The 13,668-nt window shown below is 57.0% G+C and carries 5 protein-coding genes and 3 pseudogenes; 4 read left to right on the forward strand and 4 right to left on the reverse strand.

Annotated elements, in window-relative coordinates; all coding sequences use genetic code 11:
- Window positions 1–53 precede the first annotated feature (53 nt).
- Window positions 54–277: pseudogene (locus N2603_RS40730) on the forward strand (transposase); the annotation flags it as partial.
- Window positions 278–366: 89 nt separating this feature from the next.
- On the opposite strand, the gene N2603_RS40735 reads toward N2603_RS40730, so the two are convergent.
- The 3 genes and pseudogenes from N2603_RS40735 to N2603_RS40745 form a co-directional block, all read right to left on the reverse strand.
- Window positions 367–3,471: an efflux RND transporter permease subunit gene (locus N2603_RS40735; protein WP_260386619.1), complete on the reverse strand. Its 3,105-nt coding sequence runs from the start codon at window positions 3,469–3,471 to the stop codon at window positions 367–369.
- Window positions 3,472–4,188: 717 nt separating this feature from the next.
- Window positions 4,189–4,849: pseudogene (locus tag N2603_RS40740) on the reverse strand (4-phosphopantoate--beta-alanine ligase); the annotation flags it as partial.
- 862 nt (window positions 4,850–5,711) lie between these two features.
- A complete protein-coding gene (locus tag N2603_RS40745; RefSeq protein WP_260386620.1) occupies window positions 5,712–5,912 on the reverse strand; it encodes a transposase in 201 nt (66 codons plus the stop codon).
- A gap of 685 nt (window positions 5,913–6,597) precedes the next feature.
- Between N2603_RS40745 and N2603_RS40750 the strand changes: the two are divergent.
- Window positions 6,598–6,886, forward strand: a pseudogene (locus N2603_RS40750) (IS3 family transposase); the annotation flags it as partial.
- Window positions 6,887–9,238: 2,352 nt separating this feature from the next.
- Here the strand turns inward: N2603_RS40750 and N2603_RS40755 are convergent.
- The gene (locus N2603_RS40755; protein WP_260386621.1) at window positions 9,239–9,454 is read right to left on the reverse strand and encodes a cold-shock protein; all 216 of its coding nucleotides are present in this window, start codon (window positions 9,452–9,454) and stop codon (window positions 9,239–9,241) included.
- A gap of 2,015 nt (window positions 9,455–11,469) precedes the next feature.
- Between N2603_RS40755 and N2603_RS40760 the strand changes: the two genes are divergently transcribed.
- A complete protein-coding gene (locus N2603_RS40760; RefSeq protein ID WP_260386622.1) occupies window positions 11,470–12,099 on the forward strand; it encodes an FMN-binding negative transcriptional regulator in 630 nt (209 codons plus the stop codon).
- Window positions 12,100–12,613: 514 nt separating this feature from the next.
- Entirely contained in the window at window positions 12,614–13,522 is a 909-nt protein-coding gene (locus N2603_RS40765) for a TauD/TfdA dioxygenase family protein (RefSeq protein ID WP_260424394.1), read from the forward strand.
- Window positions 13,523–13,668: the final 146 nt, after the last annotated feature.

A 13,668-nucleotide genomic window follows, 5' to 3' on the forward strand; every position in this document is an offset into this window, starting at 1 on the left:
GTTTAGTCCCGGGCTTTGATGGTGCAACCTTATCGCACGATTCGAAGGAAGCTATGGGACAAGTTTTACACGGCTGCGCCAGCACGGCGAAGGCGGTCCGTCGAGTAATACAAAACAGTCAAGAGAGCTTAAGAGCGCTGGCTAGAGACTAAGCGCTACGGGATCAATCCCAACTCGGTCGCCAAGTGGAAGAGACCTGGCTCCGTCAGTGATCTGAAGACAGGACCCAAGAAGCCAAAGTTCACCTCTCGTTCGGTGGAGGACGAAGCCATTTTTATCAGGCGAGCATCAACTCTCTCCTCCCCAGCGGAACCGGTCGCAGGCTCCTCCGCTCACCACACCGAGCGAACTGGCTTGAATCTATCGTCATTGCTTGGCCAGCTGGGCATCAGCAGCGCCGGTGAGGTCGAGCTCGGCGGCAATCTTCGCGCGGCCGGAGCTTGCATCGGCACGGTGATCGGACGCGATAGCAACATAGACCGCCGGCAGCACGAAGAGCGTGAACAGCGTGCCGACAGACATGCCAGCGACGAGCACGAGCCCGATCGAGAAGCGGCTCGCGGCGCCAGCTCCCGTTGCAGTCAACAAGGGTATGAAGCCCGTGACCATCGCCGCCGTAGTCATCAAGATTGGACGCAGTCGGACGCGCGCGGCAATTTCTATAGCTGAGCGACGGTCAAGCCCCTTTTTGAGCTGCAGCTCATTGGCGAACTCAACCATTAGGATGCCGTGCTTGGAAATCAACCCGACCAGTGTCAACAATCCGACCTGGGTGTAGATGTTCATAGTCGCCCAGCCAAAGAATGGCGGGATCAAGGCGCCGACGATTGCCATCGGCACGCTGATCATGATGATGAAGGGATCGCGCAGACTTTCGAACTGCGCCGCAAGCACCAAGAAGATGATGATGATTGCAAAAGAAAAGGTAATCGCCAGTTGGTTGCCCTCGTGCACATATTGCCGGGCGTCGGCGAGAAAGTCGTGGCTGAAACCCGTGGGCAGTTTGTTTGCCTCGGCTTCGAGGAAGTCCACAGCCTGACCGATCGTGACGCCGGGCATCGGCACAGCCTGAAAGGTCGCGCAGTTGAGCTGATTGTAGTGGGTGAGCGCGTTCGGATCGGTCGCAGTCTCGATGGAAACTACGGTAGACAGCGGGAGCATCGCCCCCGTCGCAGCCTTCACATAATAGCTCCCGATTGCTTGCGGCGCCAGGCGTTCCTCACGTGGCACCTGCGGGATCACCTGGTAGGAGCGCCCCTGCAGATTGAAGCGATTGACGTAGTTACCGCCAAGTAAGGTGGCGAGCGCGCTACCGATGGTCTGCATGGTGATGCCAAGCTCGTTGGCCTTGGATCGATCAACCTTGATTCGTACCACCGGCTGGTTGAACTCGAGGTCGGAGTCGCTCACCATGAACAGGCCGCTCTTGCGCGCGGCATCCTTCAGCTTCGACATTTGCTCGTAGACAGATTGGAAGCCAAGCGTCGAATTGATCACCATCTGCACTGGTAGGCCACCAGAGCCGCCAGGAAGTGGCGGCAAGCTAAAGGCAAACGCGTTAATCCCTTCGATTTTCGACAGCTCGGCTTGGACAAGGGACTGTAGGGCGCTCGATGAGCGCTTGCGCTCGTCCCATGGCTTGAGCAACATGCCGGCCATGCCACTCTGCTGGCCGCTAATGCCATTGAGCACGAAACTCAAATCAGTCTCGGAAAATTTCTGTAACGCCTTCTCAAGCTTGCTCCCGTAGTAGTCGAGGTAGTCGATATTGGCGTATTTCGGGGCCTTGATTAGAGCGAAAACGATACCTTGATCCTCCTCGGGTGCGAGTTCCTTGGAAATATTCATATAGAGAAAGCCGACGAGGCCCAACATGGTCAGCGCAAACAGCCCGGTAATCGGACGATAGTCGAGCGAGCGGTCGAGCTTGCGGCCGTACCATCGTGTCATGGCGCCGAACCCGCGGTTCACAACTCTTGCGACCCGCCCCTCCTCAGCGCGCTGCAGGAAGAGCGAGCACATCATCGGCGACAGCGTCAAAGCGATCACGCCCGACACGATTACCGCTCCGGCTAGCGTAAACGCGAACTCGCGGAACAGCGCACCGGTGAGGCCGCCGAGAAATCCGATTGGGGCATATACAGCAGCCAAGGTAATCGTCATGGATACAACGGGGCCGACGATCTCTCGCGCGCCCCTCGTAGCAGCTTGGACAGGCGGCGCACCTTCTTCTAAATGGCGATGAATATTCTCCACCACCACGATCGCGTCGTCGACCACGAGACCGATCGCGAGAACCATGGCAAGAAGGGTCAGGAGATTCAATGAAAACCCGAGCGCCAGCATCATGCTGCAGACACCAACGAGCGACAAAGGAATAGTGACTACAGGAATGATGACCGACCGCAGCGAGGCCAGGAATAGGAAGATCACCACCACCACGACAACGACGGCCTCAATGAGCGTCGTCTCCACTTCATCGATCGATGATTGAATGAACTTGGTGGAGTCGTAGGCAACTTTCATCTTCAGTGACGGCGGCAAGTTACGCTCGATGTCGGGAAACAGGGCCTGAACGCCTCGCACTATGTTTAGCGGATTGCCTTGCGGGCTCGCCTGAACGCCGATAAAGACCGCGTGCTCGCCGTTCATGGCGACGCTGATGTCTGCGGTCTGCGCGGCAAGCTCGACTACGGCAATGTCTTCCATGCGCACAAAGCCGCCGTCATTGGCTTTGACGATCATGCGCTTGAAGTCATCGACACTCCGCAGATCCGTGTTTGCAGTGACATCGGAGATAGTGAAATTGCCCTTGGTCTGGCCGGCTGCGGCCTGGAAGTTGTTAGCGGCGATTGCAGCCGAAACTTCAGCCGGCGACACGCCGTGCCCCGCCATTTTCACAGGATCGAGCCATAGCCGCATCGCAAAACTCTGACCGCCCAGGATGTCTGCCGCTGCGACACCATCGACGGTTGACATAACGGGTTGCACGACGCGCGAGAGGTAGTCGGAGATCGCGCTTGCCGTCAATTCCTCGCTGGAGAACGCGATATACATGACAGCGGTGGCCTGACCGGTCGATTTGGTGACGACCGGATCGTTTGATTCCTTTGGGATCAAATATTTGACTGAGTTGACCTTGGAGAGCACCTCGGTGAGCGCCTCGTTGGGATCAAAATTCAGCTTGATGTAAACTTGGATCGACGAGGTACCGAGCACCGACGAGGAACTGATGTAGTCGACGCCCTCGGCGGAAGCGACTGCCTGCTCCAGGGGAGTCGTGATGAACCCCTGGATCATGTCGGCGGAGGCGCCAGGATAGGAAGTCGTGATATTGACGACCGTATTAGACAGCTTGGGATATTGCCGGATCGGCAGCACAGTGGCCGCGCGAAAGCCGACCAGCAAGATCAGGAGACTGACGACAATAGACAATACCGGACGTTTGATGAAAAGCTCGGTAAACGCCATCTCGACTCGCATTTCCAGAGGGGGATGCAACTACGCCAGCAAATTGCGGTACAGCAATGATTATCAATGCGGCGACTGCGCTAAAGCCCGTAATATGAGGGAAGCATTATCGGCTACTCTAAGGACTCACACGTTGCGGAGCATAGCGTGCCCAATCCTCCGCTTCTTCACCTTCGTCGCTTGAATGCAGGTTGGTTGCGCTGTTCTGATCACTCATCGCGATCTCGAATCGTGGGCACCTTTTTAAGACACAGCCCCCTAGTCTTTTTGCGTGCAGCCGGCCAACGGTCAGACTCAAGATGTTCGTCCTCACACCTGATTGGAACGCAACGACTTCTAGCAAGGCGTCACTTCGGGCTTCGCGCCGCCCGTCGATCGAATGATCCGGGTTCGCGATCGAAAGTACAAACGACCTGACGGGTGCTCAACTCTACAAAGGTAAGTGGGCAATATTGAATGGGCTGCAAAACACTATACCAAGGTTTGTCGAAACGCTCGCTGATCGCAGACCCGCGAAACTTGTGACCTTGCCAGACGCAAAGTTCTCGATCCTACAATATTCCGCAAGCCCCCCTCTCGCATCGCTAACTCGCTGAACAACGTCTGCTCGGAGTTCGTCCTTGGTACCAAGACGGTCGGAACGGTTGGGTTGAGCACTTCTTCCAGCTCAATATGCTGCGTAATGTTGGCTACGCAGTGCGCTACGGGGTTGCGCAACGCCAGTATTACGTTGTCGATCAGCCGGGCGATCCAACGTAGGCTGCTGCACAAAGCGCCGCGGGGCGTCGCCGTGGACTGTGGGCGGCGTTGAGCGTGTCACCGTCCAGAAGTTCAAGATACTGGAGTCGGTCAACAGTCTCTAAATGCATTGGCGATCGCAATTAGCCTTTCTCCCGGGCGGAATTCATCGAGCGCGGCGGAGAGTCCACGATTGAACGCAAGGGCCCGCTGACCTTCTTCCGAGATACCGGTTGCGACGGCTCATCGCGAGCCCATCCTGCTCGCGAACGGTCGGTACGGTGACGAGCTCGATTGGGCGATTGAGATCAATCGCCATGCGACGCACGACTGCGCATTGCTGAAAATCCTTCGGGCAACAAAACAGCACGTCGGGCTGCACCATGTTCAACAACTGGCATACGACAGTCGCGACACCGCGAAAATGTCCAGGCCTGAAGGCTCCGCACAGAGGTTTGGCGAGGTCGCCCGGTTCAATTAACGTCTCGAAATGACTCGAATAAACTTCCTGTGCATCCGGCGCAAAGAGGAACGCAACATCGGCGTCGCGGCACAGTCCCTCATCCTGCAAGAAATCGGGCGTGTAGGTGCTGAGATCCTCGTTCAGTCCGAACTGAGTGGGGTCGACGAAGATGCTGACGTTCGATCGCCGGGCTCAATCAAGCCAGCCCGGCGTCAGATCGTGCCAGCGGCCGAGTGAGCGCATAGCCGCGCGCCAAAATGCGCGCTTACCATCGTCGTATGCCGGAGGGCCCGGAAGTCGACGTCGCCTTTTTTGCTGAATGAAAGAGGCGGCCTCGCCTTACTTTGCCAACACCAGGATCGCAGTCGAGCGCGGCCTCAACGTCAGAGGGCGACTCTTCGCTTAAACCATTTCCTTGGTAGGCCAATGTAGTAGCCACGCCTCCGAAGTTCCGGCTCGGGCCTATTGAGCGTTTCGCAAATGGATTCCACAGGCGCGCCTGCATCAACAAGCTCGCGCAACAGTTCATCTTCCCGTCTGGTCCAGCGAGGAGAGCGGAGAGCCGCCTTCAAATTAACCTCTTAGCCCTGAATTCATGCGGTTCTAGAGAAGAACTGTCCGCCAGCCCCGGCCAACCTTTTCCGTGCCGAGCGCATTGCCAAGCTTGCTCTGCGATCTCGGCGTTCGTGTTCTGGAATGCGCAGTACAGTCCCAATCCGGATGACGAAAACTTATCTGAACAGATTTAAGTGTGATCAACTGTATGGCCTCCCATAGCGTCGCCTCGGCTACCCAGTGATCGTGTCCTCCTCATAAATGCCGGCGGAGGAATTCCTTCGAAAGCTATACGTTGGCATAGCCGAAGCTGCTCCTATGCCAACGAAATCTTGGAGCCACTAGGACTCACCCAGACCGTGACGGACAACCTGTGAGATGTGCGTGCGGCCCTGGAGTTAACCTGCGTGCGATGGCCTATCGCTAAGATCGCCCGCCGCGGCCAGAACCGGCAGTACCAAACGCATGCAGTGGACCGGGGTGCCTAGGGCGCAGCCAAGGCCGCCTCGACCAGCATGGCGCGCGCATAACTGCGGCCGATCTTACTGATGCGGCCGTGATGGGCAGCTCCCAGTCTCGACAGCCGCAGCCGCGGGTTGAGCCCGAAATCGCTCACCAGCTTCTGCGGGCTGTGGAACCGGCTGATCCTGCAGCGCAGCCCGCGTGATATCAATGCGGCCTGCATGTGTCGTGTGTATATCGGGCTGCCCGCACCGTGCTTCCGGTGCCTCGGCTTGGATTCCTAGCTGTCGATGCACCATGTCGCCTCCGGAGCAGCGCGGACGTGCCTCGGCGCCTCGAGTGAGTGAGAACCCCACGCTGTCCCTGCTGCGCTCGCTAGCTGAGCGCGCGGCATCGCTTCAGCACAACTCCGAAAAGGCTGCTCGCGCCTAAAAACTCTCGGTTCCAAATGACCTGACGGGAGCTGCTGGCGACACGACAACTACGGATCGCACTCTCGGCGTGTCAGAGGCGACCAGCCCTAAGTTCTCGGCTCATCGTGTCTGGAAGGATTTGCGAATGCGACGGGTGATTGGCATTGATGTCCACCGAAGCTTGGGGAACTGGTGCTGGGTGCAAAACACGTTCGACAGCGGGATTGGCTTGCAGCCTTGGAGCCAGTTTATGGCCGTTTTCCCAATGTTGTTTGCTGATCGTGAGGGTGCGTAGTCTAAACAGGGCCAAATGGATATCTTTGGGCCCGGCGACCTCTCCGAACTGATGAGGACTTGCCCGTGGCGCCGGCCATGCGGCGTCAGTTGCTGTCGCGATCCCGAGGAATGCGTCGGCCAGCGATATTTGGTGGCGGCTTGAAAGTAGCGTGGTCGCCCAGGTATCATCCATAATCGCGAAGCACCCGACTGGTGCGCCGGCACACGAGCGAGCAGTTCTAGCGCCTGATGGCCGACCATGGCATCCTTTGCAGCATGAGCCGTTCCGGGAAGTGTGGGACGATGCGGCCACGGAGAGCGTCTTCTCTTCTCAAGACCGAACGGACGGCAGGAAAGATCTACAGAACCAGACGAGGCCCGCGCCAACGTGTTCAGCTAAACTGAAAGATTTTGCAACAAGACCTCGCAGGGACTACTCCACCACGCCTATGTCAGCCCGGTTAAGTTCGGGCGCAAGACGGGTTTAGCTGACCCCGGTGTCCATTAAACCGGCAGCAGCTCACTGAGTTAAAGCTTGAGCACGTCGTCAACCTGCATGCGGCTCGTAGCATCGCACACGCCACGCCTGTATCACCACGATTGTAGTGCCGGCTTGTCTGCATGCTCGCCAGATATGCTCGGGGTCCGTTTCTACGTGGCTGAGGTGAGCGCCCGTAGTTGCCCAAGCTTGGCGGGCAATCGTGTTGATGTGCATGTGCCCATCTCGTGCGGCCATTACCACACCGATAGTGCGCCTTTACCCCGTAGGCCAGCCACCAATCCTGGTAGGCGTCCCTTGATCGCTCTTGGCGCTACAATTCCGCGGCCTGTGGGAGCTTGAGACACTCCCGCGAAGGCGAGGTGGTTAGCGTTGTTATGGCAAGGTTGGCCACTGAAGTTAGTGGGGCGTGGTAGGGACAGCGCTTTTTCGGACCAGCACAAGCGCCGAGTCACGTCGGGGCTAACTTCACCGGCAGCGTGGGCGCGGCAGGGACAGCGTCGAGTTCTCTTGAGGAAAGGCGCCGAGTCGCACCCGCGTTGCCGTCAATATCAAAGGGGTTAACCCGGTAGTTAGCTAGGCAATGGAGGTATGAAACCTACGCCGGGCTAGCCGAGATCAACATCGTGCCGGGAGGATGCGCCCTCCTGTTTGATGGGCCAGGTTTTAGGCCAGTATATCTCGCAAGTCATAGCAGCAGAAGAGTTGGCAAACGCGAGATGTCATTGGCCGTGGGCTGGCGATCCTACAAAGATGGGTATCCGCGAGACTTGTCTGAGTGACAAGCATCCCATAGCGCCGCGTCGGCTAAACGCACAGTGGTAAAACGCGATCGATAGCTCGCTACGCGGTCTGACGCGATGGGTTCGGATGGACTGTGATCGGCGTCGTGACCGGGCAGGCCGCACGCCAGGGCAACGTCATCTTCACGGGGCTTTTGATGAAGGACGCTGCCGACTTGGCCGACGCGCTGTCTTGGATCTCTACTTTCAAGCATCGTCGATCCCGCAAGTTATGGCAGGGGCGGACTGCGCCTGTCCTCCAGCCCGACTTGATCCCCCAACTAGCTCTGGGACGATCTGAAGAGCATCTGTTCGTCGATAGGAACGAGCGCTCGAGTACGGCAACAGATCACCTTATTCCTCCACGATAAGGCGTCAGGTCCGGGTTGATTTCGAGTCGCAATGGACGAGGGACGAGGGACGAGGACGGCACAGTAGCGCTTCGAGCATGCGACTCTTCAACTCGACAACGCTCGGCTCGTTAAACAGTGCCAACGTCCGCTCCATTAAGTCCGCATGAGGAAGCGCGCCCGCAGTTCAGCCGAGTGGCACCAGCGTATCGGCGAAGCGCCAAACCACATGGCGCTGAGATGGCAGCCGCTGCCAGGAGAAGCGCGCGCCAATACCATTTCGCCGGATTGAGCAACGGAACGACGGTAAGGCGGAACCCGATTCTGAAAGCGGCGCCTGCGAAACGAAATCGGCGTCAAGTACGGCGACAAAAGGCCGTGGAAAGCGGCAAAGAGTCGTGAGGGCAGCAGCATCAGAGCCCGTAGCGCGTAAGAAACCGACGGAATTGTGCGATCGGGCCGCCGGTGAAGATAACGCGTCCAGTACCCCCAATCGCGCAGCCGAAATCTGGCTCTCCTGCGAGATCTGAAACAATCACGGTGACATCAAAGCGCTGGAGGTGCTGCGCACTTGCACCCAGCAAAGGCGCCTCATTGTAGGACTCCCGACGAAGACTCCGTCGCGGGCTGGCGCGAGTTCGGCCTCGAGGTAGTTAATTCGATCCGAGAACTCGATCAGCGGCTGGCCGAACTTAATGTCGAGAGCGAGTAAGTGAAAGCGCGCATCGTCCATAGCCTGTTCGTGTCTGATCTTCGCTACGCTCAACGCCGCGTTGTTGGCATGTCTGGGACATACCGATGGCCAATACACGCGGCGTGGCTAGGATCTCGTCAAGATCGTCGATTGCACTACGCTGAGCGTCACCGCGGGCGTCGCCGAATCCATGTATGATCCATCGGCGCGGGGCGTCCAGTTTCGGTTGTTTGGGGACGATCGTATTTCTACGAGTTCCGTGCCGAAACGCTGCCGTCAGATGACCCCGACGTCCTAAAATTGTCCAACATCTTCGATGCTTCATTGAACGATTTTGACCAGGATTGCTCACGGCATCCAGGTGGCACGTCACTACGCAAAAGGAGTCTTGGAGTGGGCAAGATTCTTCTGAAGATCGACCTGAACGTACAGAGAGGAAGCGGTCAATTTTAATGCGCCCTGCAAGGGACGCGCTCCTGCATCGCCTTTCCGATATCAAATGATAAGCAACGCGTGCTTCAGAAAATACGGCATCTCAATTGATTACTCTGACCTCGGCGGCTCTGTACTTCGAGCGGCGTTTGTTGAAGCGACGATCGAAAGACACGCGCGTCCCCGGCGCCAGATCAGCGCCTGCGCAGTCGCAAAGGTCCGAAATGTGCACGAACAAATCCATGCCGTCGCAGTTGTCGGGTCTGATGAAGCCCCAGCCCTTCTCAACGCTGTAGGAGACTACCGTTCCAGTCTGCATCTCTGATCTAACGTGTGTTCAAGGCTATGGCATGGCCGCTTGGGCACCGGATTCGCAAGCCGCAGCAAATCGGCGGGGCGGACCAGACGCTCGCGACGCCGAGCCCGCCCCTAACATCGCCGTATCTGGAGCAATACGTGATGGTACCCCTAACCAAGCAAGGGCCGTGCCGAATTGAGAATTGGAGGTTCAGCAGGGACTTCGTAGCGGGCTGCAGGGTCAAGTTGTCGACATTCGTTTGAGAGCTGACGTCCGTCGTCAGACTCCTTGAACCAGCTGTAATACATCGAGGCGGCAATGCCTTCTGGGCGGCAGATCTCGAGATGTTCTCCATTCCGCGCACAGCACCATGCGGATCCTCTCTTCCGCCGAATAATGCCGGCCGGCTTTCTCGCCTAATGTCTTTTTACAACTTGTTCTGCCGGTGCTTTGCCCGGTCCGGATTTCTGTTTTATCTTCGCTCCCGCTGGCTACTATGAACCAGGAACTCCTCCCAAAGAAAACTCACACTGCCTGTTTCACAGGCCCTGACGGCAAATCCTCTTTATGTCAGCGCGGCGCCTCGGCTAGCTAAGTGCTGCGCAAGGTCAAGCGCCGGAACTAGTGCATGTCTAGGACAGTTCGCGAAGCTGGACTGGCAGGCCCAAGCAAGCATGGATCGTTTGCGCCGGACCAAAACCGCGCCGCACCCCACGTGCGCGTCACTCGGCAATCTGCACGTACTTCGCTATGGCGAGTAAGGTCTCGGCTTGAGGCTGCCGGCCCGGAAAGCTGTCGTAGGCTCGTGGCTCAACAACGGTCGCCTACTGTGCAGATTAGGCTGCTTCGTCGGATCATGCATCCTGCCGTGAGACGGGCTCGGCTTGAAGACTGTGAACGGTCTTCTAAACGCATCCTGAAATGCGCAGCATCTTCTCGACGAAACAATCTTAACGGCAGGGGACACTGCTTCGGTGGCAGTGCGAGGCAGCTCGCAACACTGAACTCGCTTGAGTAGCCGCGCTCTTGAGAGTGAACCAAATCAATGTCCATCGTTCATGGCAGCCGCTCGTCTTATTAGTTATTGTGCATGGTGGAATCTGCGCGAAGTTGATGGATGCTAGAGAGGGCAACGATGCGCGTATTCGAGACAACCCAAATTGGCCGGCCCACTGGTATCCGAAGAAGTGCCTCGGAGATTCCAGGCCGAAACCGACACGACCCCGGTGCAGACCATCGCGCTCGATGCACCGGGTACTATCGCATCGAAACGTGAAGGCGCCAGCTTTGAAGTGACAGGGCTTCGTAGGTGCGAGCTCAAATGTTTGAGTATTTTGCTGAAGGCGCAGGTATGATCACCATCATTGGCTGGTAATTTCTTGTTCGAAGCCGCCCTCCGTCTCAGCCAGCTTCCGGAGCGTGCGGAGGTCGACACGTCCGCCTGAGGGAGTATCAATATAGTCTATGTCTACTCCCGATCTCTCAAGACACTCCGACTTACACAGGGCTTCTCTTGCGCTCACACTTTGAACCGAAAAATGCCTCCGGCTAAACCCCGTTCGATGACACCTAATACTGTAAGGCACGGATCCCCCTCGTTGAGAGCGACAGTATAACTAACTTTCCGTAACAGTGCGACCGACCATTCTTGGTAGGTCCTTGCGGGCGCGTTTGCGCGATCACCGAGGCTCCTGAGCTTCAAACCGACTTTCTGAAGCAGAACTGTGAGATCCTCTCCAATCAAAGTGCTAGACATCCGTCGAACTTCGAGTAAGTCAGAGCCAGTACGCTGGATGGCTACGGTTATCGTCTCAAAGTCTGTCGGACCGGCGGCAGAACGAGAAATGTTGCGATACAGTTGCGCTACGATCCAGGCCTTCTGGAACAAATACTTAGTGGCAGGTCACGTCCCAGACAATCCGAAAACTTCACGTCAAGAGAGAAGGCGGAGCACCTCTACGCGAGCTACTGAAACTGGCGGTTTTCTAGCTTCTTGACTTGGGTTTTATCTGGACGACAGCCACCGGAGACCCTCTATGTACATACCAGCCCACTTTCGAGATTACGACCTCGAGAGCATTCGAGCGACAATCCGCTGCGCCCGATTGGCCAACCTGATCACAGCGACATCAGATGGGCCACTTGCGACGCCTCTTCCGCTCTTCCTCGATGAGAGCGAAGGCAAACACGGCGCGCTGTACGGGCACTTGGCGAAGGGCAATCCGCAATGGCGCACGGCCCCGATTGGAGAAGCTCTGGCGATCTTTAGTGGCGCAGAGGCTTATGTGACACCATCCTGGTATCCAAGCAAGCGTCAAACTGAACGCGTGGTGCCTACATGGAATTACATCGCGGTCCACGCCCATGGGCCGATTGAGTTCTTCGAGGATCCTAAACGCCTGCTTGAGATCGTGACGCGTCTGACGAATATCCATGAGATGTCACGTGCGACGCCCTGGGCCGTCAGCGATGCTCCCGTGGATTTCATTGCCGTCCAGTTGCGTGAAATCGTCGGCGTGCGCATCCCGATCACTATGGTAGAAGGCAAGCGCAAGATGAGCCAAAACCGCCCTACGCCTGATCGCGTTGGTGTCGCCACCGGCCTAGCGGCGAGCAAACTGGCACAGGACCAGGAAGTTGCAGCTCTTATCCTGGCTCAGGACTGAAACGATAATGTGCATGACCGTGGCCAACAGCGCCGATGGACATTACATCTGCAGCTCTCACACGCTCCAGCGGCATTAGTAGAGAGATTAACCTGGGCAATATAATTACCTCGCCACATTTACTAACCGAACAGTCAGCTCGAGCTTACCGCGCTGTAGACACTTGTCCGTATTCTGACAGAGGCACAATCTCGCATGAAGTTTACCAATTCTACAGAAGCATTGTTTTTCAACGCAATTGAATGATTACAAATGTATAACTGAAGATGTTCCGGGTTGGCGCCTCCTGCTCTCCGCTTCGGCTTCACAGTTCGACATTAGAAGTGGAAGTTCGATGATCGAGTTCTTTCGTCACTCGGTCCAACCATCGGCTTCTATGACTCGCGCCAAATACCATATTCGTTCGGTGCTATTGGCGATACCTGGTCGTCTTTCGCTTGGCACGATGCTTGCTGAAGATCATTCGCTCCGAGAGGCGAGAGAGAGAAAAACTGTAAGGGCTTACAAAAGCAACATGAGCACAACGGCTTTGATCGGTGGCGTCATTCCGAGCACCGATGTGGTGAAACGTGCAGCGCGCATCGGCGCCGAAATCAAAAATATCAAGCTATCAGGCGATCTACCGGATCACGCGATCGCTGCGATCAACAGCTTATTGCTCGAGCACAAGGTGATCTTCTTCCGTAATCAAGGACATCTCAATGACGCCGAGCAGGAGCGCTTTGCCGCTCGTCTGGGAAAGTTAGTGCCGCATCCGATGCTCGGTGCCACCAAGGGGATGGCGTCGCTCCTCGAACTGGACTCCTCTCGCGGCGGCGGTCGCGCAGACGTTTGGCATGCGGATGGGACCTTCGCCGACGCCTATCCCAAGATTTTGGTCCTGCGGGCCGTTGTAATGCCAAGGTTCGGAGGCGACACGGTGTGGTCGAACACAGCTGCCGCTTATCTTGGTCTGCCGCCGCCTCTACAACGGCTTGCCGACGGCCTATGGGCCGTTCACAGCAACGTTTTCGATTACGCCGGGATCGCGCGTGTCCGCGAGGTCGACAAGAAGCACTTTGACGAGGTGTTCACCAGAACGGTTTTTGAGACCGAGCATCCCGTTGTGCGCGTCCACCCCGAAACAGGCGAGCGGACGCTAGTGCTCGGCGCCTTGGTGAAGCACTTTGTAGGGATCGGCAAATACGACGGACAAAAGTTGTTCGATCTTTTCCAATCTCACATCACCGCGCCCGAAAACACTGTGCGCTGGAACTGGATAGAGGGCGATATTGCAATATGGGACAACCGCGCAACGCAGCATTACGCGGTCAACGATTACGGGGACCAGCATCGCGTCGTACGGCGGGCCACGGTCGAGGGTGACGTGCCTGTCAGCGTCGATGGCCGGAGCAGTGTAACGCGCTTGAAGGCGACCAAATAACTGCAGTCGGCACCCAACACCTCGCGTCTGAAAACTGAGAAAACCTGGTAATCGGAGTTGTATCGGGCGCGAACACACCTTTCCGACAAGATATCTCGGCTCTTGGCGCCAGCTCGGCAGCGCCTAGATTTAGCGTCGACCAACAG

The sequence above is a fragment of the Bradyrhizobium huanghuaihaiense genome, assembly GCF_025200885.1.
Classification (GTDB): Bacteria; Pseudomonadota; Alphaproteobacteria; order Rhizobiales; family Xanthobacteraceae; genus Bradyrhizobium; species Bradyrhizobium huanghuaihaiense.

What these genes read in the sequence shown, in the direction of transcription:
- N2603_RS40735 (WP_260386619.1), bottom strand. Translation starts at nt 3,471, where the DNA reads ATGGCGTTTACCGAGCTTTTCATCAAACGTCCGGTATTGTCTATTGTC.
- N2603_RS40745 (WP_260386620.1), bottom strand. Translation starts at nt 5,912, where the DNA reads ATGCAGGCCGCATTGATATCACGCGGGCTGCGCTGCAGGATCAGCCGG.
- N2603_RS40755 (WP_260386621.1), bottom strand. Translation starts at nt 9,454, where the DNA reads ATGCAGACTGGAACGGTAGTCTCCTACAGCGTTGAGAAGGGCTGGGGC.
- N2603_RS40760 (WP_260386622.1), top strand. Translation starts at nt 11,470, where the DNA reads ATGTACATACCAGCCCACTTTCGAGATTACGACCTCGAGAGCATTCGA.
- N2603_RS40765 (WP_260424394.1), top strand. Translation starts at nt 12,614, where the DNA reads ATGAGCACAACGGCTTTGATCGGTGGCGTCATTCCGAGCACCGATGTG.